The following is a 24,421-nucleotide window of genomic DNA, read 5'->3' on the forward strand; positions in this document are numbered from 1 at the left end:
AAATTAATTTTGATATATACTTAAATGACGTTTTGACAAAATTTAGATATGAGTTCAGAACTTAGACTTAAAAAATTAAGAGGATCTGGTGGCTATGTTATGGCTACAGTGACTGATGAGCAACAGATGAAGGGGAATTTAGGCGGTCCTGATCTGTTTTTAGCACCAATCGGAAGATTAGATGCTCAAAAAATTACTAAACATTTTTGCAATACTTGTGAAAAAGAATTTGAAGGTCCTCCAAAAATTGAATTTGAAAATCCAAATGAAGAAGTTGCAGAGAATCTAATACTAGCAGAAAAAGGTCAATACATTTGCAATTCATGTAATTCTTCAATTGCAGAGTATAGAGAGTTCAAAAAGCAAAATGAAGCAGGAGAAGTCGGAGTTGCAAAACCATTAGAATCTCAAATGAGTTCACCGCAAGTTACACAGTCTGCACCACAAAGAACAGAACCTGTACAACAAGATCCACAAGTGACTACACAGCCAGGACCAGCAACTTCAGTTGCATCAATTGAAGGAAGGACAGTATTTGATGAGAATGCAAACAAGATTGGAACTGCAAAACAAGTAGGAATTGATTCAACACAATCTATGGTCTTAGTAATTACCAAAAACGATGGTACGGAAGGCAGTATACCATGGAGTAATATTAAAAAAATAGGAGACGCAATTCTTTTAGGAAAACCAGAGACAGCACAACCAGGAAAATGCTCCAGTTGTGGATTTGTAAACAAAACAGGTTCCAAGTTCTGTGAAGAATGTGGAACTAAGATTTGATAGTTAAATTTAATCAATGATACTATAGGCGAAAATGTAATTGGCAAAAAAATCTATATCAAAAGGAATAATCAAAGACATCATAATTGTAGGTGTCGGTGTTTTAGTTATCTGGATAGGTCTTCAAGTAGCGTTTGGAACACAAAATCCATTTTATGTTGTTGCAAGTGGAAGCATGATTCCAGTTCTAGAAGTATATGACGTTTTAATTGTTCAAGGGCACGAGCCTTTTGAGGATATTGAAGTAGGAGACATCATTGTGTTTAACCGACCATCTGATCATAATAGAGTAATTGTACACAGGGTTGCATCAATACTAGAAGACGATCCTAAAACAATTAGAACAAAAGGCGATGCAAATCCTGCATCAATCCCAGGAACAGACTTTCCAATTACAAAAGAAGAATATATTGGAAAAGTAGCATATACGCTTCCACAAGTAGGATACATAACACAGCTACTAAAACCGCCAATCAACTACATCATAATTGCAGTTGTGATTGGAGTCATGGTTGCAAAGCAGATGATAAAGAAGAAAAACGAGAAAGAACTTGCTGAAGATTTAGAAGATCCTGATGTTGTTAAAGAATTTTCAAATATCAACAAAATTCAAAAGGATTCAGAATATTCAGAGCATACTGAAAAAACAGAAGATGATGAATTAGATGATACAGATGAGATAAAAGATAAGACAAAATCAAAAGAGATAGAAAATAAGTTTGAAGATATTGAAGATGCCATAGAAGACAATAAAACAGAATCAGATGAAAACCCAAAGAAAAAAGAAAAAGAGTAATGTATTTACAAATATTCAGGCAAACAGGTTCACATATCCAAATAACAAGGCAATAGATCGTCCTGTTTGCTTGGTGGTATAATTATGTGAAATTTACTAAAAAAGGATCCTGAGAAATTATTAGTTTCAAGAGTAGAATCATTTATCAAGTAGCACAAAATAAAATGCCTGATTGAAATTTTTACTTGTTTTTTCATTATTGTTTCTAGTCAGTTTTGCATACGCACAAACTCCGTTTAGAGATACTTCAGGCTTGACATTAAATGGGATAGAGTGGTGTGAAGAAAATTATCAATTGTATACGTTTATTGGAAATGATTTTTTTAAACACCACAAACATTCAATCGAATCAAGATTGTGTGGAAATCTATACAATGATGATTTGTGGCTTTATTTGGGTTCAGATAGATATCAAAAACTAATTGAGCAAAGTAGAATGTATTACCATTTAGAAATTCAAGAAAGTTTAGAAGAAGCAAAAAAAGGAATAGTCGATACAAAATCTGTTAACATTAAAGAAATTCCTCAAGAGATTGCTCAACAACAAAAAGAATTAACAAAATCAAATGAAACAAAATTAGATGTAGAGTTAGAATCAGAACCAAATGAAATGGACATTAACACCCAAGTAACTGAGAAAGTAGAGATGAACGATTCAGAAGAAGGAGGATGCCTCATTGCAACAGCAACTTATGGAACAGAGATGGCACCACAGGTCCAAATGCTCAGAGAAATAAGGGACAATCAACTGATGAGTACTGATTCTGGTGTATCATTTATGAGTGGATTTAACCAATTCTACTATTCATTCTCGCCATATGTAGCAGATATGGAAAGAGACAATCCAATATTCAAAGAGATTGTAAAGATTGCAATCACACCGCTATTATCATCACTATCCATCATGTCATATGCAGATAGTGACTCTGAAGTAGTGTCATATGGAATTGGAGTTATCTTGATGAATTTGGGAATGTATGTTGTGGCACCAGCTAGTGTAATCTATCAAATAAAAAATAAAAGAATTAAGAATAATTCCCAAGTTTAAAGAACAGAGTCTTTAGTTTTGAATACTCGATTAAAGTAGTCAGATTGTTCTTTTGGTTCTTCCACATCATTGGTGATTCCTGCCAAGTTTTTGGCCAAGTTCTTTTTGTAACCTATTTGCATTTGTCTTTGCATCTGAATTCTTTGTGCTTGTGGTGAGCCTGCACCGTGCATTGATTCTGTAAGATATCCTACTGCATTTCTGCCAAGTGTCATGTTTTCAATTAATCGAAGAATTCTCATTCTGTTTTCAACATCAGCACCCTTTCTTCCTACAAGATATTTTTTGAGTAGCGGTCCTGCAACAGGATGTCTAAAGTCTTTCTCAGAAGGCAACGTTACTACTAGTCCACCTGCAATATCTTGCGCTAGTCGGCTAATCTCATATGGGAATCGTGTAACGTTATGTTTGCAAACCTGGGCAAGCATGTCTTCATTTAGATAAACACCTGATTTCATCTTGTGCCCTTGGTGAGATGATGCGATTCCCGCAGCAAAAATTGTTTCGTTAAGATGTGTCATCTCAATAATTTTGTCTTTAATATGAGATACATTTGGAACTCCGTTGTAATCAGCAATTGTTGCTGCTGCTCCAATTAGTACATCACCTAATCCTGTTTTGCATACGTAACTACGTCTATGATAACAAGTAAAACGCTCTATGAGCATTGATGCAAATTCATATTCTCCGTTCATGAAAACCTTGTCCCATGGGATAAACACATTGTCTAAAATCATCAAAGCTTCTTGTCCACCAAACTTTGCATTGCCATCATCAATGTCACCTTCTTCCATACTTCTAGTGTCACAAGACTGTCTGCCGTAAATGTAAGTAATTCCTTTTACATCTGCTGGAACTGCACCAACGATTGCCCACTTTTTATCATTTTCAGTTAGTCTAACTGTTGGCATCAAAATTATCCAGTGTGAGTTGATACATCCGGTTTGGTGTGCTTTAGCACCTGAAACATAGACTCCTTTATCATCTGTTTTTACAATTCTTGTAAACAAATCAGGATCATCTTGTTCTGCAGGTCCCTTGCTTCTGTCTCCCTTAGGATCAGTCATGGCACCACCAATTACAAGATTTTCTTTTTGCATCATCTTTACAAATTCTAAGAATCGTTTATGATATTCAGTCCCATGTTTCTCATCAATCTCAAATGTGGTAGAGTGTAATGCATTTAATGCATCCATTCCGACACATCTCTGGAAACATGTTCCAGTGTTTTGTCCTAGTTTTCTCTGCATTTTATTTTGTAAAACTAAATCTTGTGCACTTTCTGCAATATGTAAAAATCGATTAACTTTCAATCCAGTAAGTGACGAATCAGCCGAAGCTAGTTCTTCTTCACGTACAGCAAGATCATATGTCTCTGCAACTGCATTAATTGAGGGTCTAATCATTGGATGATCTACGGGTTCTTGTATTAGTTCACCAAAGAGGTAAATTTTGAGATCACGTCCTCTAAGACTTTCGATGTAATCATTACCAGTTCTAATTGTCTTTAAGACATTAGCCATGCAACATTATTCATTTAGTTGTATAAATATTCTAGATTTGTGAAAGATGAATTTTAGGAATAGATTGCGATCAGAGACCTATTCGTACATCTAGAATACGACATCCTTTTCCTTTTTCCATTACAAGTACAGGATTCATGTCTAATTCTTTGATCTCTGTAAAGTCAGAAACTAGTTGAGACAATCTCTGAATGCATTCAGATAGTTTTGCAATGTCTGATGGTTTTTCACCTCTAACTCCTTGAAGTAATTTTTGAGTCTTAATTGATGCAATCATGTCATCTGCTTCCATGTCAGTTACAGGTGCTAGCTTGAATGTAACATCTTTGAGAACTTCGACATAGATTCCTCCCATTCCTAGCATAATTACTGGACCAAATCCAGGTTCAAGTTTTGAGCCTATGATTAGTTCTTTACCACCTTTGACCATCTCTACAATCAATACTCCCTTGATCTCAGCTTTGCTGTTGTATTTTTTGGCATTTTGAATAATTGTTTTGTATGCATCTTTGATTTCAGAATCATTTGTCAAGTTTACTTTAACACCACCTGCATCAGACTTGTGAATAATTTGTGGAGATGCAATCTTCATTACAACAGGATAGCCAATCTTCTTTGCAATTTTCACTGCTTCTGTTTCATTTTTAGCTAGTGCACTTTGAGGTAAAGGTAAACCATATGCTTTGAGAACTTCTTGTCCTTCTTCTTCCAAAAGATTTGGTCTCTTTTCTTTTTTTACCTTGTCAAAGATTGCTTTTGCTTTTGCTTTGTTTACTGTGAATTTTGTAACTTTGCCATTTGGAGATTTTATCCAGTTTGAAAATCTAATCATGGCAGATAAAGTTCTGATTGCACCTTCTGCATAGTTATAGTAAGGAACATTTCCTTCAGCTAGAATTTCTCTGTTAGTTATTCCCTCATCTAATCCCATCAAACTAGCAAGCATTGTTTTTTTGTATTTCTTTGACATTGCAACTATGACTTCAGCTAGTTTATCATAATCCAAAGTTCCAGATGGTGTACACATTGAGATTACAGAGCCGACTTTAGGATGTGCCAAAACTCGATCTAGCACATTGTGAAATCGATTAAAATCAGCATCGCCTACAATATCAACTGGATTTCTAGAGCTACCCCAAGGTGGAATTACGGCATCAATTTTCTTTCTGACACTAGTAATGTCTGCCATTTTTATTTTCATCTTGGAGCATGCATCAGTAGATATGATTGCAGGACCACCTGCATTTGAAACAATTACAAGATCACCTGCTGATGGTAATGGTTGTTTTGAAAATGCAGTAGCATAATCAAATAGTTCCTCCATGGTATCAACTCTAATTGCACCGGATTGTTTGAGCAAAGCATCATAGATTTCATCTGAGCCCATCAAGGCTCCAGTATGAGACATTGCTGCTTTTGCACCCTCTGGACTTCGACCTGACTTGAGAACAAGAACAGGTTTTTTGAGATTTTTGGTAATATTTTTACAAACTTTGAGGAATTCCTGACCATCACCCATGTCTTCAAGATACATTACAATGACTTCAGTTTGTTTGTGATTTGCAAGAATTTTGAGAATATCAACTTCACTCATTACAGCTTTGTTTCCAAGACTCACAACTGCAGAGAAGCCAATTCCTTGAGCACTGGCATCTTCAACTAGTGCTGCACATATTGCACCACTTTGTGATACTAGTGCAATTTTTCCAGACTTTGGTGTGACTTTAAGAAAAGTAGAGTTCATCATTGTCTTTGGATCAAGATTCATGACACCAAGGCAATTTGGTCCAATGATGTGGATTTTGTATTTTTTAGCTATATCTTTTACTTGTTGTTCGCGTCTAGCTCCTTCTTCATCAACTTCTTTGAAACCAGCAGTGATGATGATAACTCCTTTAATTTTTTTCTTTCCACATTCTTCTAACACATCTGCAACCAATGTATTTTTAATTACAATTACTGCAAGATCAATTGGTTTTGGAACATCTAAAACAGACTTGTATGCTTTTTTGTAAAATACTGTATCCCTTGAAGGACTAATTGGATAAACTATTCCTTTGAAACCATTCATGATATTTGATGTAATGGTAGCACCAACACTTCCTCTTTTGTCAGATGCTCCGATAACTGCAATTGATTTAGGAGATAAAATCACAGACTCTGCCATGTTAAGTTGAATCTGAGATTTTTGTATAATAAGTTATTCTTGGAAATTTCTGATCTCTTGGTTTTAGCTTCCTAGCATTTTGCCTGCCAAATTCTCTTTTCTAGGAATCCATACTATAGAGAGATTAGAAAATTTTGCAATAATACCCCAAGCTTCTTGTGCTAATGCTCTTAGATGCTCATTGTTTATTGCAAATTCATGATTTAGTTGGTTTACAGTATTTTTTGAATCACTGTAAATTATAATTTCTTGATCTGAGTCAACAAACTTGTTTAATGCAGAGATGATTGCCAAGTATTCAGCCTGATTGTTAGTAATTTCTGGTTTTTTTTCATAAAATGATTCACCAGTTTCTTTTACAAAATAGCCATAACCGCTATCAGTTCCACCAGAACCATCAACATAAACACTAATTCCCATCTTTGTACAACCTTGTTATTTTTACACTTAGATTTAGCACTATCATGTAAATAATTGTAGATATCCCTTGTGATACAATTGATGCCAGATACGGATCATAGTTTATTGTTAGAAAATAGTATTGTAATACCCATCTAAGAACAGTGTAAACTATTTCGGCAATACCTAATGACATAATTAGTTTTTTTAGATCAGACTTTAGTTTTGCGGTATCTGTTTTTCCAGAAGCTAAACGATATTTCTTTCTGTTATCAAAATAAAATAGACTACTAAATACTGAAAAATAAATCACATAGTCTGCAATTGAAGTATATGTTGTATTAAGATAGTGTGCTTGATCAGAGAGAATTTGAGCAATTACTGCAGAGAGAGTTATAGATGCTGCAAATGCTACAAGAACATTTTTGTTTAGTTTTAGATATTCTTGCAACACATCTTTGATGGTTGTTTGTTACAAATAAACTAAGATTAGTCCAAAGTAATTTTCAAAAAGATTATCAATCCTGCAAGTTCTGCAATACCTACTCCTAACATGTATGGAAATATTTCATGAGAGAAAATTTCTTCCATGGAAAAATATGCTAATGCGCCAATCACATTGTGCAAGAAGAGCATTGCTGCAACTACTATCATGCCTAATGGAAGCTGTGCTCGAGTTTTTCCATACATCTTTGCAAACATGCATATTAGAATTCCGAGTATTCCCATATTTGCAATAGATACAATAGATAAAACTAGAGAAGTTGATTCCATTTAGTGTAATGCACCTCTGAAGCTTTTATTTACTTTTATCCAGTTTCCCTTCAATTTCTTCAAATGTCTCCATATTGACTTCAAGGAAAGTAGAGATAAAATAGGATACGGCATATTTTTCTCCAACTTTGCTTATCATGTTATTTTTTTCAAGTACTCTAATGTGATGCTGTATAGCCTTGTAATCAAGACCTAATTCGTTTGCCAATTGATTAGTGTTAAACGGTCTTTCTTTTAATTTTGAAATAATTTTTAGGCGATTTAACCCACCACGTGAACCCGCAAATACAAACCAAAGCAATCTCTTTGCATAAGGATCATTGGCCATAAGTTATACAATTTTCATCTATTTTACCACTAAAAGGTATTTTGAGACATAGTCATAGTAGAAAGTATAAAAAACATAATCAGACAAATTTCAATGAACTAAGAAATGATGTTAAACTATGATGCACCATTATACAGACCACCATCAGAAGCTAGGTCATTAATCTTTCAAGTTACTTTAGGTTGCTCATTTAACGAATGTTCTTTTTGTGATATGTATAGATCAAAAGAATATTCTGAAAGACCATGGGAGGATATCAAAGTAGAAATTGACATGATGGCAAACTATTTGCCCGATACAAAAAGAGTGTTTCTTGCAGACGGAGATGCATTAAATCTTGATTCAGAGTATATGATAAAAATTGTAAAATACATTAGAGAAAAATTTGCAAACATTGAAAGAGTTTCATGTTATGCGATGCCTATGAATATTCTAAAGAAAACATCAGAGGAACTAAAAAAGATGAATGAGGCAGGTCTGAACATGTTTTATTTGGGAATTGAGAGTGGTTCAGACATTGTTTTAAAAAAAGTAACAAAGGGTGCAGTTGCAAAAACAATCATCAAATCAGTCAACAAAGCAAAAGAGGCCGGATACGTAATGTCATGCATGGTAATTTTGGGATTGGGTGGAAAGAAATATTCTAAAGACCACATCAAAGGAACTGCTGAAGTGATTAGTGCTTGTTCACCTCATTATGTTGGTGCTTTAACTCTCTATTTGGAAAATGGAATCAAACAGGAATTTATCGACAAGTATGAAGGAGAATTTACTAGAATTAATGATGATGAATCACTAGAAGAGCTATACGATTTGATTAATCAGATTAATACTAAAGAAGAGATTGTGTTTAGAGTAAATCACGGATCTAATGCATATACAGTGAAAGGTACTTTTCCTCAAGACAAACAAGAGATGTTAGAGAAGGTATCATGGATGAAACAGCATCCAGAAATTGTACGCCCACAGGGATTACGAGGATTCTAAATTAGATTTGTGCTAGTCACATAAACAACTTTGAAAATTTTAACAGAATAATCTCCCTCAAAGATTTTAGTGATTATACCGTTGTGTGAATTTAAAACTCGGAATTTGTATTCATAGTCACCATCTGATTCTACGTTTGTCTGAGCAAAATGAACTGCACCGTTATCTTTGAAAATTTGAATTATTACTGGATAGCCTTCAACATGATTTGCAATGTTACCTTCAACATATGCCCATGGTAATTTATTATCTGCAGATGAATGGAAAAATACAGTTGTTTTTTCAAGTGCGATTTTTCCATTTAGTGGAATTGTTTCAGTGTGTGGTGAATGTGTAGGACGATCAATCATTACTTGATCAGAATGAGTATATGCAAATACAGATCCAGTAGAAAACGATAAGAGGACAGTCAAAGTCAAAATACTTGAAAACAAAAGAACCGGGTTCACATCAAAATTAAGAAAGAGGAGTAATTTAAGAATTATTCAAAGAGTATCAATTATAGATTTTAGATTATCTGGTAGATCTGGCAGTTCAGTATGGCTCTCGTTGTTTTGAAGAATTTCAGGTCCAATGCGTCTAACACGTTGAGTTCCAATTAGAGTATCAATATTTCTCTGAATATCCTTCTCAGATAAGATGGCCTTTAGTTTTTCAGTTACAGTTGCTTCGTTTTCATATTTTTTTATCCCATATTGAACAAGAATAGTTTTTTCTTCAGATGAAAACTCTGTCATGATTGTGATGAGTCATTTATGGCTAATAACCTTTAGTTGATCAAAGATAGTTAAAATATGATAAAGTGTAAACGGAACCAGTTGGCAAGTAAGTTACAATTAATTTCAAATGTACTAACAACAAAAAGATATGCATCTATTGCAATAATTAGCGGTGTTGGATTGGGAATAATCTATTATTTTTTGACAATGTCAATGTTTCCTGTACACCTAAGTACTACAATGGAGATAATGCCATATTATATCATCACATCAGTTGGATTAACAATAACAATATCAGCACTGGCAGGAATAAATTTTGCCATGATAGCATTTAAGATGAAACGAATGAAGATGATGAATTCTGTAAAGTCAAATTCGTCAACAGTATTAGGCGGAGCATTTGCGGCATTTACTCCAGGATGTCCAGCATGTACTGCACCATTAGCAGTGATTTTGGGTGCAGTTGGAGGGTTGTCATTGTTCCCCATGCAAGGATTGGAATTGAAATTTATTTCAGTAGGAGTTTTGGTTTTCTCCATTTGGTGGATTACAAGAGGTTTACAAAGTAAAAGTTGTTGTAAAATAGGATAATAGAGACTGACTAATTTCATTTAGTTAATTGTGTTAAAAATATTTTTTTGGTTTAAACTAAATTCTTTGAAAATGAGTAAGCAGTTTGTTCAAATCCCAAATGCTTGTAGAATTTATGAGAGGCTATTCGTTGATTTCCAGATTCTAATCTAATTCTATGGCATTTGTTCTCTTTGGCAAAAGCAATACAAAAAGTGATGAGTTTTTTTCCTATTCCTTGATTTTGATATAATTCAAGAACAGATAGTTCTGGAATATACATTTCCAAAGTGTGATGATTAAGTCGTGGTAAAAACATCACACTAACCATGCCAAGAATTTTTGTGTCATCTATTTCTGCAACAAAGATTGTTTTGTCTGAATCTTTAACGTATTTTTTTACTAGTTTTCTAAAGATGTCAGCATCAGAATTTGTTTGTGGTTTTGGGCGCCCAAGATCATATAGTAATCCAAGAATCATAGGAATATCATTATCAAATGCTTCTCGAATAGTTACATTTACCATTAGAATAGCGTACATTCCATTCTATAAGAAATGTATCGTTTTGATCAATAGGGAATAACCACATGGATTAATCTATCATTTTGGGAATGAAATTTATGCATATAGGCATAATGTAAAATTTCCATCTAATACAAATTATAAAATAAACAATACCTAAAACAATTCATCATCTTGAAAGATCCATGTCAATCCAACCATATCCAATGCAGAAACATAAGTTGAAGAGGGATTTTTGACTTTAGGTTCTAGAGAAAATGATTGATCAGTGTTTTTATCATATTTGTATTGAATTATTGTTGACATGATTTGTAATTACAAAATTTACTTAAAACATTAATGAACAAATCATTCATACAAATCATCAGTATCCCCTAAATACTATTTTGAAAAATACAATACAATTGGAATTCTCACCAGGTAACTAATCGTTGCTGGTCTTAAATTCCAATTTTCCTATCTAACACGACTCAAAGATAATTTGCGTTTTAATTTTTTAGCCCGAGGTTTTGATCTTAACAAACGTCCACAACATGGACACCACAAACCTTCCCATTCAATAAAAATTTCACATTCTGGACATCGTTTTTGACCTTGTTCATATCTTCCTCCTTCAAGACTGTTACACTTGACAGTGTATTTTTTACACATCCCATTACAATGCACAGTATTTACAGAAAGAAGTTGTAAAAAATATTATCGCCTAGTCTCATTCATCTAAATTTTGTATAACTAAAGTCATACAAGATTGAACCGTTTCTAGGAACAATACTTGGCCACATGGATTCTACCGCCGTTTCGGGGATAGAAATAGACGCAAAATAGATATTTTTTGAAAAAAAGAAAACAGATTCTAGTATGGAAAGGATTCACAATTAAACAACTAGAGTCTAGAAAGTAATTATGTTATTTTAGATTCATTTCAAAAAACTCGATAGTTTTTTGCCATGCATTCATTGCTTCATCTGGTGCATATCGGTCACCAGAAGGATTTGCAAATGCATGATTCACATCAGGGTATATTGTAATATCATTTTCCACACCGATTTCATTCAAAGATGTTTCAAATTCTTTGACAGTTTCTGGTGTAATTCCAGTATCAAGTCCTGCAAATATTCCAAGTATGGGCCAATTGATTTTTGATAATTCTTCAGTGTCTGTTATTAACTGACCATAATAGATTACTGTAGCATCCATGTCTTGATTATTTAGTGCCAAATGTAGTGATTGGCCACCTCCAAAACACCATCCAATTGAGCCAATGCTTAATGAAGAATAATTTTCTTCCAAATATGTCACTGCTGTATTCATGTTATCAGTCCATTGAGATTGTTCAAATGAACTTCTTAGTTGTCGTGCTTCATCGGCAGTTTTACCTACATTACCATCATACAGATCAACTGCAAAAACAACATAACCATGCGATGCTAATTTTTCAGCCATTTGTTTTATGTTGTCATTTAGGCCCCAAAATTCATGAATCATAATTATACTTGGATAGTCTCCATCTAGAACAGGTTTTGCTATATATCCTTGAGAATTTTCAAAATAATTTACATTTTCTGTTATGACATCATAGTCTCCCATTGTAAATATCTCAGAGTTGTTGTTTTCACTTTTTTCATAATCTGGCAAAACATGAATCGCCCATCCACGTTCGATAAGTTTTTCAACAGATGTAGGTTTTATGCATGCAGGATTACCGTTTGAGAGTTTCAATACTAGTTCCAATCCTTCGGTACATGTTACACTTGTTGGTGGAACTCCATCACGAATCTGTTTTAGTGGTGGAGGAAAATATGCAATACTCTTCATTGCAGTTTGACTAGCAAGGATTACGCCAATTTTGTTGTTGTTATAATTGGGAAACCAAATATTTCCATCATTATCAGAGTGTATGAATTTGATGTGAGTTTGTGGAGTGGGAAGATCATATTCATGTAATGTTTGAGTATTTTGATCAAACTTTCCTATTCGATAAATGTCTGTCATGCTAAACCAGACATTGTCAAACGGATCTACCCATATCGCATATGGTCCTGAGGATTCAGAGCTTGTATTATATTCGGTCATTTGCTCTGTAATAGGATCAAACTTTGCAATATTTCCTGCATTATACTGTGTAAACCATAAAATTCCATTGCTATCTATTGCAATTCGTCTTGGACCACTGTTTTCAGTAGGTGGTGCATATTCTGAAACCTTACCTGTCTTTGCATCAACTTTACCAATATGATGTCCACGTAGTTCGGCAAACCAAGCATTACCACTATTATCTGTAATTATTCCATAAGGATTTGCAGATGGAGTTATTGTTGGAAACTCTTGCATCGTTCCTGTATTGACATCAAGCTTTCCAATTTGTGACGCACGTTGTTCTGTAAACCACAGTGTTATTGAATCTGCAAAGATAGGAGTATGAGGTCCAGAGTTGAGGGTTGGAGTTTCAAATTCTTCAAAACTCTCTGTTTTTGGATCAAACTTGCCAATTTTACCTGCTCCTACCTCTGTAAACCACACATTTCCTACATCATCTACTACTAATCCATGTGGACGTGATGAATTAGTTGGAATTTGATATTCAGAAAAAGTCTCAGTTACTGGATCAAACTTGCCAATTTTATTTGTAGCAATCTCAGTAAACCAGACAATCCCATCCTTTCCTACAACTATATCATGAGGAGAAGAATTTGAAGTTGGAATATCCCATTCAGTTATGTTTAATTCTTCTGAAAATACCTCAGACATTCCAAGCGATAAAGTAGCAATTAATACAAAAAAGAACAGTTGAAAATTCATAACAACTATTTGATTTTGTAGGTTATAATGTTTAACTCAATCAATGAGTTTTTCTATTTACCAAAATAAGAATAGCAATTACAATTCCAACAAAAGCAATCTGAAATACTTCAGTTAAAATTCCATTATCACTTATCCTTCCTCCTCTTCCAGTAATGAAATTATCTGGAATTCTAGTAATCATCCATATTGCAATAAAGACAACTGTTCCACCAAGTCCTATTCCATACCAAACATTTCCCCATTTTCTAACCATTGGTATAACCCAGAAAATCTGCACTGCACCGCCTACAACAAACAATATTTGATTATTGAGATTATTTGAGGAAATTCCTAAAACAACATGAATTATTCCTGCAAATGCAGTGGTTGCAGCTGCTGCATAAAATAGATAATTTAACTTAGTCATTTTTAATTAAAAATTTGCTTATGCGTTTTTTTCACTATAGGATTTTTTGTCACCGCATGAACCTTTCTCTTTAGTGATTGGTTCAGTTAGTTGTTCGCCTGTTCCTGCATCAAGAACATAGTATATCTTTGTGTTAGATTCTGTATAGTCAACTAGTTTCCATACAAGGAAATATTGGCCAGAATTATTAATTGCTTTTTTTAATTTAGCTTTGTCAACATCATATCCCTGAGTTGCTTGTTCTTGTGATATGGCTTTATCTTTGACATCATCAATATGGGTATCTTCAGAAATCTCTATTGTTCCTACGGAATCCCCAATTGGCATAACCCAATGTCTTTTGTGTGACTTTGCTTCGCCATCAGAGTCTGCAAAAGCTGAAGTTACAGAACCAAAAACCATTACAACTGCTATCATAGATAATAGTAAAGTTGGAATTAGTATTTTGTTCATGAAATTATAATGTAAATATCAAATTTAAGGGAATCGAATGTATTCAACATAAAAAATGAAATAACCTACAAGAAATTCCAAAAAATGTCTATTATGTATGGTTTGAGATAAAGTGAAGAGTTTTGATTCAATTTGATGATCTTGAACCAAAAACAAGAACATAAAAAATTCATATGGGCCCACAGGGATTTGAACCCTGGATTTTCGCCGTGTAAGGGCGACGTCATAACCGATCTGGACCATGAGCCCAGAAATCTACCTTGTTAAAAACCATTTAAACTTTGAGACAAGAGAGAATCTAGAAATTTGATAGAAAACAAAGAAAATCATGGATGTTTTTAATTTTTTTTCCAGTCCTATCGGATTAGGTCATGTGACTAGAGATATTGCAATTGCAAATTATTTTGAAGATATTTCAACAAATTTTGTAACTGGAAGTGGTGCTGCACAAATTCTTAAAAAAATAAATTTCAAAGTTCAAGATGTATATAATCCTCCATCTTTTATTATTGAAAATGGTACATTAAAGAATCCAGCAAAGTGGTTGTGGAGTTATTATCAATACTATAAAGATTGTAAAAACATCTCAGAGAAAATTATTCAAAAAGACAATCCAGTATTAGTAATTAGTGATGAAGACTTTGCGTCACTAACTGTTGCACAAAGCATGAAGATTCCAACTGTGCTAATTACAGATGTGTTTGAGACTCGTTTTACAAAGGGACTGGCATCATTTATTGAAAAAAAGATGAATAAATCAATGCAAGAGATCATACAAAAATGTGATATCGTGATTTTTCCTAAAAACGGAGATGATACAGGGAATATTAAAAGAATTGATCCAATAGTAAGACAAACAACATTTACAAGAGAAGAACTACGTAAGAGATTTTCATTTGAGAGAAAAACCATAGTTATTTCCATAGGAGGAACAAGTGCAGGTATATTTTTAATTGAAAAGGCACTGGAAGTTATTTCAAAAATGAATCAAGATGTAGAAACAGTTCTAGTAGTAGGCCCAGCAGTAGATAGAAAATTTGAAAATGTTAGAAATTTAGGTTTTGTTGATAATTTGCATGAAATAATTTTTGCAGCAGATTTGGTAATTTCTTTGGCAGGAAAATCAACCATAGATGAGGCTAATGCTTATGGAACTCCTGCAATATTCATACCAATTAAAGGTCACTTTGAGCAAGAAGATAATGCAAAAGAACAAGGATTTGTGTTTGAGGATATTAATAAACTAGATAAACTAATTGTAAAAAAACTAGAAGAGAAAAGAACTCCAGAAAACACAGATGGTGCCAAGATTGCATCAGACATTATAAAAAAATTCATGAATCATTAATCAAATGCTTAATAGAAGGCCATTTGGTTTTGTTAAGGTACTATGACTAAACTAGTAGTTGCTAAATTTGGCGGCAGTGCAATAGGTTCAGATGGCGAGACCATTTCTAAAATTATTAAACGAATTACAGATTTAAAAAAGGATTCCAAAGTGATTGCAGTTTTTTCAGCACCATTAACAAATGTTAATGGAAAAAAGCGTTCGCTAACAGATGTTGTTTTAGAACAAGGAAACAATGCAATAAATGGAATAAAACCATCACTAGATATTGTAAAGTCAACATATCAAAAAATTCTAGAGTTGGTAGATTCTAAAAACAAGGAAAATTGTGAAAAGGTCATCAATTCCCATCTTCAAATAGCTCAAAAAGCATTAGACGAAGCATTTAAGAAAAAAGAATTTGCAGATGAGACAAGATCGCAAGCATTGGCATTCTCAGGAGAAGTTTTGATGTCACATGTAATGAATCATATCCTAAGAAGCAATGGTATGAAGGCAGACGCAATAGGATTTGAGAATTGGCCAATCATCACTGATAACAATATCGAGTTTACAAATTTCTTGGCAATTGAATCCAGAGGAAAGATGGACAAGACTGCAGAATTAGTTGAAAATAATGACATAGTTACAATTGGTGGATTTATTGGAAAAACAGTAGATGGTGTAACTACCACGTACGAGCGCGGAGGCTCAGATAGAACAGCTGCAGACCTTGGAATATTGTTTCATAAAAAATATGAAACTAGTATAGACTTTGAAAAAGACAGTGCAGTAGTTTCAGCAGATCCCAAAATTATAGAGTCAGACTTGAGAGAAATAGTTCAGTTATCATACAATGAAGCAAGGCTAGCTGGAATGTTTGGAATGAAGATCCTAGATCCAATTGCAATTAAAGAGATTGTAGAAAATGGAGTGGACATACCAATTACAATTACAAACATGCAAAATCCAGAAAAAATAACTACAATAAAGAGAATGCTAGAGGAACAAAAAGGACATCCAATAAAGATAGTTACAGGAAAAGAAAACTGTGCTATTTTTAGAACTGAAACAAATGCTATTCAGAGATTGCTAACATCTTTGGAAAAAGACAAGCATTACAGTGAATTTGTAATCTTATCACCATTTACAAAAGATGGAATAGAGTTTTCCAGAATTTTATTCTTGGATGGAGAATATGTAAAAAGAAATGAAAAATACCTGTTAGGATTTGATGCACTTGCCACAATTACATACAACAGAGGAGTCATCACATTAATTGGAGATGAAATGTGGAGGGTTCAACAAGTTGCATCAAGAACGAGTGCAAAGATTGGCGAATCAGGATTAAATATCTTAAACATGGATGCACAAGAAGAAACATCACGAATAATTATTGTAATAGAAGACACTCAAGACAACATTAGAAAAGCTATCAAAGCAATACATCAAGAGATTTCAAAGATTAATTTTATTTAGTGTAAAAATGGCGTTACGGGCTTTCACCTGTAAATCGCCAACATGGGTTTGTTCTTGGACCATTATCTAGATTTAGTCCGGCGTTACCCAAAACACGCGATAATATACATTGGAATTTCTAGTATTTAGATATGATCTATATAGAGATCTTAGATACGCTCAGCGGCATACCAGCAAACAATGCCAATTCCAATAATTGCATACCATTTGAAGTTGTTCTTGTTCATGAAAATATTGACTGAGCCTAATTCCTCATCTTTGAATGTGTGAAGACGAATCTTTCTCATTTCAAATGCCTGACCAACCAAACCTATTACTAAAAAGGCAATTCCTATAAAACCCAAAATCCATTGCATACAAGAACTTGTGATTAATCAGATATGTAGTTTCAGATGCCAAACTGAGCGTAAAAGATAATTCTTTAAATTAGCATAGTTTTTTTCGTCTCCTATGCAAGAGGTTGGTAAAATATGGATGAATGGAAAATTGGTGCCATTCAAAGACGCCAAGGTTCATGTACTTACTCATGCATTACATTATTCGACATCAATTTTTGAAGGGATCAGATGTTATAACACACCAAATGGTTCAGCAATTTTTAGATTGCCAGAACATGTTGATAGATTTTTCAAATCTGCAAAACTATATTCAATGAAGATGCAATTCTCAAAACAAGCAATTTCAGAAGCAATTACAAAGACTGTAAAAACTAGTGGACTAAAAGAAGCATACATCAGACCATTGGCGTATTATGGTTACGGAACAATGGGATTAACTCCAACTGGAAATAATGTAGATGTTTCAATAGCATGTTGGGAATGGAAGATGGGAGAATCAAAAGCTGGTAAGTTTTCAGGAGCTAAATGTAAAGTGTCAAGTTGGATTAAAATTGATTCAAGATCACAACCAATGCAAGCAAAAGCTGCATCAAACTATGCAAATGCAGCACTTGCAAGAATGGAGGCATTAGATAATGGATACGATGAGGCAATAATGTTAAACTTACATGGTAAAATTGCAGAAGGCAGTGCAGAAAATATCTTTATTGTTAAAGACGATGTAATTCAAACTCCTCCGCTTTCAGCAGGGGGTTTAGAAGGGATCACTAGAGATAGTGTTATTCAAATCATTGAAGAAAATGGTGGAGTTGTGATTGAGCGAGATCTAGAGCGAGATGATCTCTATACAGCTGATGAGATTTTCATGACAGGTACTGCAGCAGAAGTAAAATCAGTATCTTATGTAGATAAAGTAAAGATTGGAAACGGCAATATGGGAAATATTACAAAAACACTACAAAAATCATTTAATGATGTGGTCATGGGCAAAGATGAAAGATTTTTGCCATGGTTGACATTTATCTAGATTACAAGAAGTTTTTTACCCACAAAAAGGACTAGAAATTATGGACTCATGCTCTACTGGAGACACACAAGAGATTTGCTGGTTTTGCAGAAAAGGACGCCATGATGATTGTATGAAAGAGATTCCCACGCAGGGAAAATCAGACGGACCACATGACTGCACTTTTGATACAAAACTCATTCCATGCAAATGTCAGCATTAAACAATTAATATCAAATACAGCTTTTGAGTGAAAAATTCTATGAATTACAATGAGGAATTTTGGGATAAATATGCAGATGAAAATGAAGAAAAATACAATGAGGAATTTGCAAATTTTACAAAAGATTTAGCTACTTCGTTGCGTTGTACAAGTGTTCTAGAGATTGGTTGTGGGACAGGAATTGATTTGAGAATGTTTTCAGAATCATTTCAGATTTATGGCGTTGATCTTAATGGTCATGCTTTAGATATTGCAAAAAAGAAACTATCTGTAGTAAATTTCAAAAAAGCATCAATTACGGAATTGCCGTTTGGGGATTCTTCAATAGATTTTGTATTTACACATGGATTAATGAATTATCTAGACGACATAACGTTAGAAAAAGGAATTTCAGAGATGTATAGAGTTGCTGGAAAATACATTATGAATTGTGAAAAGTTTGAAGAGACAGAAAAACAAATAGATAAAAACCAAAAATTTCGTAACATGCAAAATAGATGGCAAAACTATAATGTTAGATTTGTAAGTAATGTCAATATGCATGAGGACATAGAGCCAGATAAACCGAGATTTACATTATTAAAAAAAGTATAATTTTATTTTGATCGAAGTTTACTTTCAATAGATAGTATTTTAGGCAAAATTATTGTAAATGTTGTCGGATTGTTAGTTACATTAATTTCTCCTTGATGTTGTTCGACAATGTTTTTACAGCTTGCTAAACCCAAACCAGTACCCTTTTGTTTAGTAGTAAAAAGAGGCTCGAATATTTTAGTCATGTTTTCCTCTGAAATTCCTTCTCCAGAATCAATGAATTGTATGATTACCAAGTTGTCTTTTTCAGATATTTTGATTTCAATTTTCCCTCCCTTGTGCATTGCTTGAATTGAATTTATGATTAGATTGATAAATACAGCATCAAGTTTGATTGCGTCACAGTCAACTGTGACATCTTGTTCAGAAACAGTGATTTTAACATCGTCTGGAATGCTTATTTTACCTATTGAACTTTGAACTAGTTCTTTGAGTGAGACATTTGTTAAGTTCAGTGGAGAGTTTCTCACATAATCTAATACATCATCAATTTGATGAGAAATTCTATCAATGCTCTTTTCAATCAAATCTATACGTTTAACCACATTAGAATCAGAAAGTTTTGTTTCTTGAGGAGTTTGTTTGATTAAATCTATAGACATTTTCATCACAGATAATGGATTTCTCAAGTCGTGTGCAAGACGTCCTGATAATTCCCCGATTGCAGAAAGTCTTTCAGATTTTAGGATTGCTTGAGTTTTTTCTTCGACAAGGCTTTCAAGATTGTCTCTTTGTTCAATTAGTTCATCAGTTCTCACTTTAACAAGACGTGAAAGATTCTTGTTGATTGTAATTACAATAGCTGCAAAAACTGCCATCATGGCAACAACTCCCAGCATAAGACTTTGAGCAGACAAATTTTCATCTTCTTCCACAAATACAGCATCAACTAATGAGATCAAAATGACCATACATACAATTGCCAATGTGAGTGGAATTCCAAATTTACTAATAGTCTCAAATTGTACGCGTTCAGAGAAGAACATTGCCTTATTTTCAGGAGATGGTATGTTTGCAATATTCAAACGAAGATGAAAAGCAAAGATTAGCAGGACATAGCCATAGACATACAGCAAGTCAACTGGATGTCCATCATAGTACGAGCTATCTAATTCTACAAATAAGAAAAACGTGTCTGAAATATTGTAAATAATAAATCCAAATAAAATTAACATCCAAGAAAAAGTCGCAGCTCTTTTTGTGAGATATAATATTCCAACTATAGCAGGAACAACTTGAATTGATGCCAATATAGGATATGCAACAGCAATTGATGTTGCAAATGCCTCTTCACCTTCCATGTCATCGTATGCTGCTAAAATAGATGGTATCAAAAATGAAAACGATAAGCCGATTGCAAACAACCAGACTTTTTTATTAATTGATTTGAGGACTGGTTGAAGTGAAATTAACAGAAATGCAATCATGAGTGGAGATGCACCCATATAGAAAATGTCAGCTTCTGATGGAAATGGTTCACCTTCCCAGATATGATCATACATTTGCCAAATTTGCTCAGCTATAAACCAAAACGCTGCACCAATGGAAAAAAGAAAAAATGCTTTTGCTTGGAAGTGTTTTTGTTTGCGCAATTTTATTGTGAGAATGGCAGCATATGCAGTTAAGACACCAGGAACAATTACGTATGTAGGAATTGATATCCACATGAACTGCTCATCATCAAGAAATGGTCTTAGTTGGTAAAGTACAGTAAATCCAATTAAAACTCCAATGAGAATAATCAAAATGCGTTTATTGTCTTGTAGTTGTTGATTAATCAAGTTAGGTTCAGCCATGTTTTGATCCTCTTAATTTCATAAGTTTTGACAGATATACGTTTTCAGGTAATGATAACTGCATTTTATCTTAAAAAGCATTGACAAAATTAATAATTAATTGATCATCTGTAATAATTAGAACTTACGGAGACTTTAATAGTAAAGTATGAGCATAATACACTGGGCATGGGTAAAACAGTACTAGTAGTAGAAGATGATGTAGATTTAATTGGAATCTATAAAGAAATTTTAGAATTACACGAATTTGATGTTCAAACTGCACTAAATGGTAAAGAAGGAATTGAGAAATTTATAGAATGCAATCCATCTTTGGTAATCATGGATGGAGATATGCCTATACTTGATGGCTATCAAGCATTCAAACAAATCAAAGGGATAGATAAAGATGCAAACGTTGTAATTGTTACAGGATTCTCAGAGTTTGAGCCAAAAAATATTGAGGCTATTAAACATGGATTGATCAAAGTAATTTCAAAACCATTAGGTGTTGATGAATTACTTGCTTTAGCAAAAAAATATTCTGAGATCAACGTATAGTATTAGATTATTTATCAAAAATTTGTCAGATAGGATTGATATTTTTTACTTCTCTTACACATGTGAAAGATCTACTAAAGAAGCGGGTCTAGTGGGATTCGGACCCACGACAACCGGATTAAGAGTCCGGTGCGCTACCTGGCTGCGCCATAGACCCACCACACAGGATAAGCCTAGAGTTATTATTAATCTTGAGATTTTAAAATAAATGAAAATTTAGTTTTGTGCTTTAGCTTCAATTTCATTGTACTTTTCAATAATTGCAGTAAGTGCAGTTGAAACTGGAACGTCATTCATCTTTTTCTTTTCGGCTAAAAGTTTTTGGTATGCATCTAGTGTGATGTATACTGGAATTGAACCATTTCCTTCAAGTAATCCTCTAACGTTGTATAGAGCAGTTTCCATTCCTTTCTCAGCAGACTTTGCAAACTTTGCTTTGTCCAAGATTGCACCTAGTGGACCAAATGGCATTTCATAGTCTACTGACATTGTTACTCTAGTGAGGTTATTACCTAGTGCTTTGAATTCATTTGTGATTTGCCATTTTTTGAATGGACCTTCAATCTGTTTTGCGCTGATCTTCTCATTTTTAATGAATTCAGTTGTCTCACAATCCCATTCTAAACGTTTACCGCTAAAGTCACCGATAATTCTAAAGGTTGTACCAACACCCATTCCTTCTTTAATATCCATAGGAACAACTGTCATGCCTACTGTATCGTTTTTGATTTGGTCAGAAACGTGTTCGGGTCTTGCAAAGTAGGTAAAAACATTCTCTACAGGTGTTTTGATATCGATTGATTTTGTAACGAGGGTCAACGATTGAGTTTCTTGCCAATAAGGATTTAAAGGTTTTGAAGATTTTCCTCATAAAATTAACTTACAATATATTCATCGAATCTTAATTATATTTTGATGAAGATGCGATCATTTTTCCTGATCTTCATTTTTGTTCTTTCATTTTATTCAGGATTTGATTCAGCATATGCGCATTCTATGTTCAATTCTGCTGAGCAAGTTTACGGAGGATATAGAGTTCAAGTAGCCACAACGCCGGAATTTCCACAAATTGATGAACCGTCCCAATTTTTGTTAAGAGTCACTGATGAGGAGTATCTAGAAGTAGATAGATTCACTATGGGGATCAGAGTGTATTATAATGATCAGCAAGTAGATGCAATTATTCCCACATCTGTAGAGAGCGGACACTGGGATTTTGATTATGTTTGGAGAAATACAGGAAATCATATTGTAAAGATTGATTTGTATGACATGCCAGGTACCGATGGAATTCTAACTTATACGTTTAACATGGGAACACAAAGTCCATTTGGAGTGGTATTCATTGGTGCAATTACAACAGGTGCTTTTGTATTTTTAGGTGTCATGTTGTACATCTATGTACCTAGAATTTCTAAAAAATCTAAGTAGTTATTGGTTTAGAAGATTTTGAAATTCTAAATGCAAATAATACAGTCAATAACACCATAGCAAATAACAATATTCCAATTCCCAAGTGAATTGCAACTAGTACTGCATGAAGTTTTGTATCAATTACTAGTGCGCCAAGTGTAATTTGTGTAACTACTAATGCAGATGCAATTGAACTTGTAATTTTTATTTTTAAATCAGCATTTTTGTTAATTAGACTGGCAACCATTGTTGCAATTATTAACACTCCAGTTGTTGCTGCAATTAATCTATGAGTCCATTCAATAAAATATTCTTCAGAAGGCATTACACCATTTGGACATAATGGCCACTCAGGACAAGTTAATCCAAGTCCAGCAGCTGAAATATATCCTCCAATAAACATTAGAGAATACAGAACAATCAACGATGTTAATGCAAGATATTGAATTGCCAAAACTTCTCGATTCTAGTTTACTATAATGATACCAGTCATCCAAGGATGAACCATGCAATAATATGGATATTCACCAGGTTCATCAAGAGTTACAGAGAAAGTACCACCTGCCATAAACAAACTACTATCAAAGATTCCATCAGGAGCTCCTGGCAATCCACTTGTTACAGTATGAGCTGCAGAGTCATCATTTGACCAAGTAATTTCTTCACCTACAGAAACTGAGACGCTAAATGGAATATAGCATGAATGTGTTTCCTCACATCCAGGTACGCCAGATCCTTCTGGAAGTGAAATTACACCGTTAAATTCAACTGGTTCTGGTGCTGCTTCAACAACTGGTTCTGGTGCTGCTTCAACAACTGGTTCTGGTGCTGCTTCAACAACTGGTTCTGGTGCTGCAACATCACCTACAACAATTGTACCAACCATTCCTTGTTCTCTGTGACCTGGAACAGTACAGATATAGTAATAAATTCCTTCTTCACCTGCAATAAATTCTGATGATCCACTTTGACCTGGTTTTAGTGGATTTGATGCAGTTGCAACTTCACTGCCGGGAATAATTCCTCCAAATCCTTCATCATCAGCTGTTACACCAAAGGAATGAAATGATTTTCCGTTGTTAACTACATCAAAGACAACTTTGTCTCCAACTTGCATATTGATTGTTGGATTGTTATCGGGTTCCCCTGGCAGTGCATTAAATGCCAAAGTCCTAAAGTCAGGTGATTCGATAAATGAAAGAATAGATGTGATAGTAGCGCCAGTGTGTACAGCTGCTGCACCATGATCATCACCACCTGCCATCATTGCCACAACTGGGGCAGGTTCTGAAATCCAATAGTCCCACATTGAAAAGAAGATCACTCCTCCAACTATGCAGATACCCAACATGATGATCATCATCTTTCCAGTTCTAGCTGGAGTTGTTCTGTAAACTTGGGAATTATCGTGACTCATTTCATATATC

Annotated in this window: 31 protein-coding genes and 2 tRNA genes; 12 read left to right on the plus strand and 21 right to left on the minus strand. The window is 34.0% G+C overall.

All coding sequences use genetic code 11. The features are described from left to right. The first annotated feature begins 48 nt into the window (after positions 1-48). The 3 genes from WDZ98_RS02620 to WDZ98_RS02630 all read left to right on the plus strand — a co-directional run bounded on the left by WDZ98_RS02620 (position 49) and on the right by WDZ98_RS02630 (position 2,627). The gene (locus WDZ98_RS02620) at positions 49-783 is read left to right on the plus strand and encodes a PRC-barrel domain-containing protein (protein WP_368056889.1); all 735 of its coding nucleotides are present in this window, start codon (positions 49-51) and stop codon (positions 781-783) included. Positions 784-823: 40 nt separating this feature from the next. Next, complete coding sequence (locus WDZ98_RS02625; protein WP_368056890.1) at positions 824-1,579, plus strand: signal peptidase I; 756 nt, start codon at positions 824-826, stop codon at positions 1,577-1,579. 172 nt (positions 1,580-1,751) lie between these two features. Then, the gene (locus tag WDZ98_RS02630) at positions 1,752-2,627 is read left to right on the plus strand and encodes a CFI-box-CTERM domain-containing protein (protein ID WP_368060919.1); all 876 of its coding nucleotides are present in this window, start codon (positions 1,752-1,754) and stop codon (positions 2,625-2,627) included. Here WDZ98_RS02630 and WDZ98_RS02635 read toward each other — a convergent pair. The 6 genes from WDZ98_RS02635 to WDZ98_RS02660 form a co-directional block, all read right to left on the minus strand. After that, entirely contained in the window at positions 2,624-4,150 is a 1,527-nt protein-coding gene (locus WDZ98_RS02635) for a 4-hydroxyphenylacetate 3-hydroxylase family protein (protein ID WP_368056892.1), read from the minus strand. The genes WDZ98_RS02630 and WDZ98_RS02635 overlap by 4 nt on opposite strands. Before the next feature lie 70 nt (positions 4,151-4,220). Then, the gene (locus WDZ98_RS02640) at positions 4,221-6,317 is read right to left on the minus strand and encodes a 4-hydroxybutyrate--CoA ligase (protein ID WP_368056893.1); all 2,097 of its coding nucleotides are present in this window, start codon (positions 6,315-6,317) and stop codon (positions 4,221-4,223) included. Between the two features lie 63 nt (positions 6,318-6,380). Next, positions 6,381-6,737, minus strand: coding sequence for a reverse transcriptase-like protein (locus WDZ98_RS02645; protein WP_368056894.1), 357 nt, complete (start codon positions 6,735-6,737; stop codon positions 6,381-6,383). After that, positions 6,727-7,170 (minus strand): hypothetical protein, encoded by a 444-nt coding sequence (locus tag WDZ98_RS02650; RefSeq protein WP_368056895.1) that lies wholly within the window; start codon positions 7,168-7,170, stop codon positions 6,727-6,729. Before WDZ98_RS02650 ends, WDZ98_RS02645 begins: the two co-directional genes overlap by 11 nt. A 35-nt stretch (positions 7,171-7,205) precedes the next feature. Beyond that, positions 7,206-7,490, minus strand: coding sequence for a hypothetical protein (locus WDZ98_RS02655; RefSeq protein WP_368056896.1), 285 nt, complete (start codon positions 7,488-7,490; stop codon positions 7,206-7,208). A 25-nt stretch (positions 7,491-7,515) separates the two neighbouring features. Further along, a complete protein-coding gene (locus tag WDZ98_RS02660; protein WP_368056897.1) occupies positions 7,516-7,818 on the minus strand; it encodes an ArsR/SmtB family transcription factor in 303 nt (100 codons plus the stop codon). A 105-nt stretch (positions 7,819-7,923) separates the two neighbouring features. Between WDZ98_RS02660 and WDZ98_RS02665 the strand changes: the two genes are divergently transcribed. Further along, on the plus strand, positions 7,924-8,805 hold the full coding sequence (locus WDZ98_RS02665) for a radical SAM protein (RefSeq protein ID WP_368056898.1): 882 nt from the start codon (positions 7,924-7,926) through the stop codon (positions 8,803-8,805). Here the strand turns inward: WDZ98_RS02665 and WDZ98_RS02670 are convergent. Both WDZ98_RS02670 and WDZ98_RS02675 read right to left on the minus strand, forming a co-directional pair. After that, positions 8,802-9,254, minus strand: coding sequence for a hypothetical protein (locus tag WDZ98_RS02670; protein WP_368056899.1), 453 nt, complete (start codon positions 9,252-9,254; stop codon positions 8,802-8,804). The two genes, WDZ98_RS02665 and WDZ98_RS02670, sit on opposite strands and share 4 nt — an antisense overlap. A 36-nt stretch (positions 9,255-9,290) precedes the next feature. Continuing rightward, a complete protein-coding gene (locus WDZ98_RS02675) occupies positions 9,291-9,542 on the minus strand; it encodes a hypothetical protein (RefSeq protein ID WP_368056900.1) in 252 nt (83 codons plus the stop codon). Positions 9,543-9,623: 81 nt separating this feature from the next. Between WDZ98_RS02675 and WDZ98_RS02680 the strand changes: the two genes are divergently transcribed. Then, complete coding sequence (locus WDZ98_RS02680; RefSeq protein ID WP_368056901.1) at positions 9,624-10,115, plus strand: hypothetical protein; 492 nt, start codon at positions 9,624-9,626, stop codon at positions 10,113-10,115. Between the two features lie 52 nt (positions 10,116-10,167). Here the strand turns inward: WDZ98_RS02680 and WDZ98_RS02685 are convergent, their stop codons facing one another. The 7 genes from WDZ98_RS02685 to WDZ98_RS02715 form a co-directional block, all read right to left on the minus strand. Continuing rightward, complete coding sequence (locus WDZ98_RS02685; RefSeq protein WP_368056902.1) at positions 10,168-10,620, minus strand: GNAT family N-acetyltransferase; 453 nt, start codon at positions 10,618-10,620, stop codon at positions 10,168-10,170. 153 nt (positions 10,621-10,773) lie between these two features. Continuing rightward, the gene (locus tag WDZ98_RS02690; protein ID WP_368056903.1) at positions 10,774-10,923 is read right to left on the minus strand and encodes a hypothetical protein; all 150 of its coding nucleotides are present in this window, start codon (positions 10,921-10,923) and stop codon (positions 10,774-10,776) included. A 150-nt stretch (positions 10,924-11,073) separates the two neighbouring features. Further along, complete coding sequence (locus WDZ98_RS02695) at positions 11,074-11,283, minus strand: hypothetical protein (RefSeq protein WP_368056904.1); 210 nt, start codon at positions 11,281-11,283, stop codon at positions 11,074-11,076. A gap of 240 nt (positions 11,284-11,523) precedes the next feature. Then, on the minus strand, positions 11,524-13,416 hold the full coding sequence (locus WDZ98_RS02700) for a dienelactone hydrolase family protein (protein ID WP_368056905.1): 1,893 nt from the start codon (positions 13,414-13,416) through the stop codon (positions 11,524-11,526). Between the two features lie 40 nt (positions 13,417-13,456). After that, entirely contained in the window at positions 13,457-13,825 is a 369-nt protein-coding gene (locus WDZ98_RS02705) for a hypothetical protein (protein WP_368056906.1), read from the minus strand. 18 nt (positions 13,826-13,843) lie between these two features. Next, positions 13,844-14,278 carry a hypothetical protein gene (locus WDZ98_RS02710; RefSeq protein ID WP_368056907.1) on the minus strand — a complete coding sequence of 145 codons (435 nt, stop codon included), beginning with the start codon at positions 14,276-14,278 and terminating at the stop codon, positions 13,844-13,846. A 174-nt stretch (positions 14,279-14,452) separates the two neighbouring features. Then, positions 14,453-14,527, minus strand: a tRNA-Val gene (locus tag WDZ98_RS02715). A gap of 79 nt (positions 14,528-14,606) precedes the next feature. On the opposite strand from WDZ98_RS02715, the gene WDZ98_RS02720 reads away from it, so the two are divergent. Both WDZ98_RS02720 and WDZ98_RS02725 read left to right on the plus strand, forming a co-directional pair. Beyond that, a complete protein-coding gene (locus WDZ98_RS02720; RefSeq protein WP_368056908.1) occupies positions 14,607-15,626 on the plus strand; it encodes a glycosyltransferase in 1,020 nt (339 codons plus the stop codon). A 42-nt stretch (positions 15,627-15,668) separates the two neighbouring features. Further along, complete coding sequence (locus tag WDZ98_RS02725; RefSeq protein WP_368056909.1) at positions 15,669-17,084, plus strand: aspartate kinase; 1,416 nt, start codon at positions 15,669-15,671, stop codon at positions 17,082-17,084. A 149-nt stretch (positions 17,085-17,233) separates the two neighbouring features. On the opposite strand, the gene WDZ98_RS02730 is transcribed toward WDZ98_RS02725, so the two are convergent. Beyond that, positions 17,234-17,440, minus strand: a complete 207-nt coding sequence (locus WDZ98_RS02730) for a hypothetical protein (protein WP_368056910.1) — start codon at positions 17,438-17,440, stop codon at positions 17,234-17,236. A 94-nt stretch (positions 17,441-17,534) separates the two neighbouring features. Between WDZ98_RS02730 and WDZ98_RS02735 the strand changes: the two genes are divergently transcribed. From WDZ98_RS02735 to WDZ98_RS02745, 3 genes are read left to right on the plus strand one after another with little or no spacing between them, the layout of a single operon-like run. Continuing rightward, positions 17,535-18,449, plus strand: a complete 915-nt coding sequence (locus WDZ98_RS02735; RefSeq protein WP_368056911.1) for a branched-chain amino acid transaminase — start codon at positions 17,535-17,537, stop codon at positions 18,447-18,449. 40 nt (positions 18,450-18,489) lie between these two features. Further along, positions 18,490-18,651, plus strand: a complete 162-nt coding sequence (locus tag WDZ98_RS02740) for a hypothetical protein (protein WP_368056912.1) — start codon at positions 18,490-18,492, stop codon at positions 18,649-18,651. 39 nt (positions 18,652-18,690) lie between these two features. After that, complete coding sequence (locus WDZ98_RS02745; RefSeq protein ID WP_368056913.1) at positions 18,691-19,245, plus strand: class I SAM-dependent methyltransferase; 555 nt, start codon at positions 18,691-18,693, stop codon at positions 19,243-19,245. Positions 19,246-19,247: 2 nt separating this feature from the next. Here WDZ98_RS02745 and WDZ98_RS02750 read toward each other — a convergent pair whose 3' ends face one another. Then, positions 19,248-21,041, minus strand: a complete 1,794-nt coding sequence (locus WDZ98_RS02750) for a PAS domain-containing sensor histidine kinase (RefSeq protein WP_368056914.1) — start codon at positions 21,039-21,041, stop codon at positions 19,248-19,250. A 168-nt stretch (positions 21,042-21,209) separates the two neighbouring features. On the opposite strand from WDZ98_RS02750, the gene WDZ98_RS02755 reads away from it, so the two are divergent. Next, complete coding sequence (locus tag WDZ98_RS02755) at positions 21,210-21,581, plus strand: response regulator (protein ID WP_368056915.1); 372 nt, start codon at positions 21,210-21,212, stop codon at positions 21,579-21,581. An 83-nt stretch (positions 21,582-21,664) separates the two neighbouring features. Here the strand turns inward: WDZ98_RS02755 and WDZ98_RS02760 are convergent. Beyond that, positions 21,665-21,738 (minus strand) — tRNA-Lys (locus WDZ98_RS02760). A 59-nt stretch (positions 21,739-21,797) separates the two neighbouring features. Then, a complete protein-coding gene (locus tag WDZ98_RS02765) occupies positions 21,798-22,400 on the minus strand; it encodes an SRPBCC family protein (protein WP_368056916.1) in 603 nt (200 codons plus the stop codon). Positions 22,401-22,496: 96 nt separating this feature from the next. Between WDZ98_RS02765 and WDZ98_RS02770 the strand changes: the two genes are divergently transcribed. Beyond that, positions 22,497-23,012 (plus strand): hypothetical protein, encoded by a 516-nt coding sequence (locus WDZ98_RS02770; protein WP_368056917.1) that lies wholly within the window; start codon positions 22,497-22,499, stop codon positions 23,010-23,012. Here the strand turns inward: WDZ98_RS02770 and WDZ98_RS02775 are convergent. Both WDZ98_RS02775 and WDZ98_RS02780 read right to left on the minus strand, forming a co-directional pair. After that, the gene (locus tag WDZ98_RS02775; RefSeq protein ID WP_368056918.1) at positions 23,005-23,448 is read right to left on the minus strand and encodes a heme A synthase; all 444 of its coding nucleotides are present in this window, start codon (positions 23,446-23,448) and stop codon (positions 23,005-23,007) included. The genes WDZ98_RS02770 and WDZ98_RS02775 overlap by 8 nt on opposite strands. Before the next feature lie 12 nt (positions 23,449-23,460). Next, the gene (locus WDZ98_RS02780) at positions 23,461-24,411 is read right to left on the minus strand and encodes a plastocyanin/azurin family copper-binding protein (RefSeq protein WP_368056919.1); all 951 of its coding nucleotides are present in this window, start codon (positions 24,409-24,411) and stop codon (positions 23,461-23,463) included. Positions 24,412-24,421: the final 10 nt, after the last annotated feature.

This window comes from Candidatus Nitrosopumilus sp. (genome assembly GCF_040878665.1).
Taxonomy (GTDB): Archaea; Thermoproteota; Nitrososphaeria; order Nitrososphaerales; family Nitrosopumilaceae; genus Nitrosopumilus.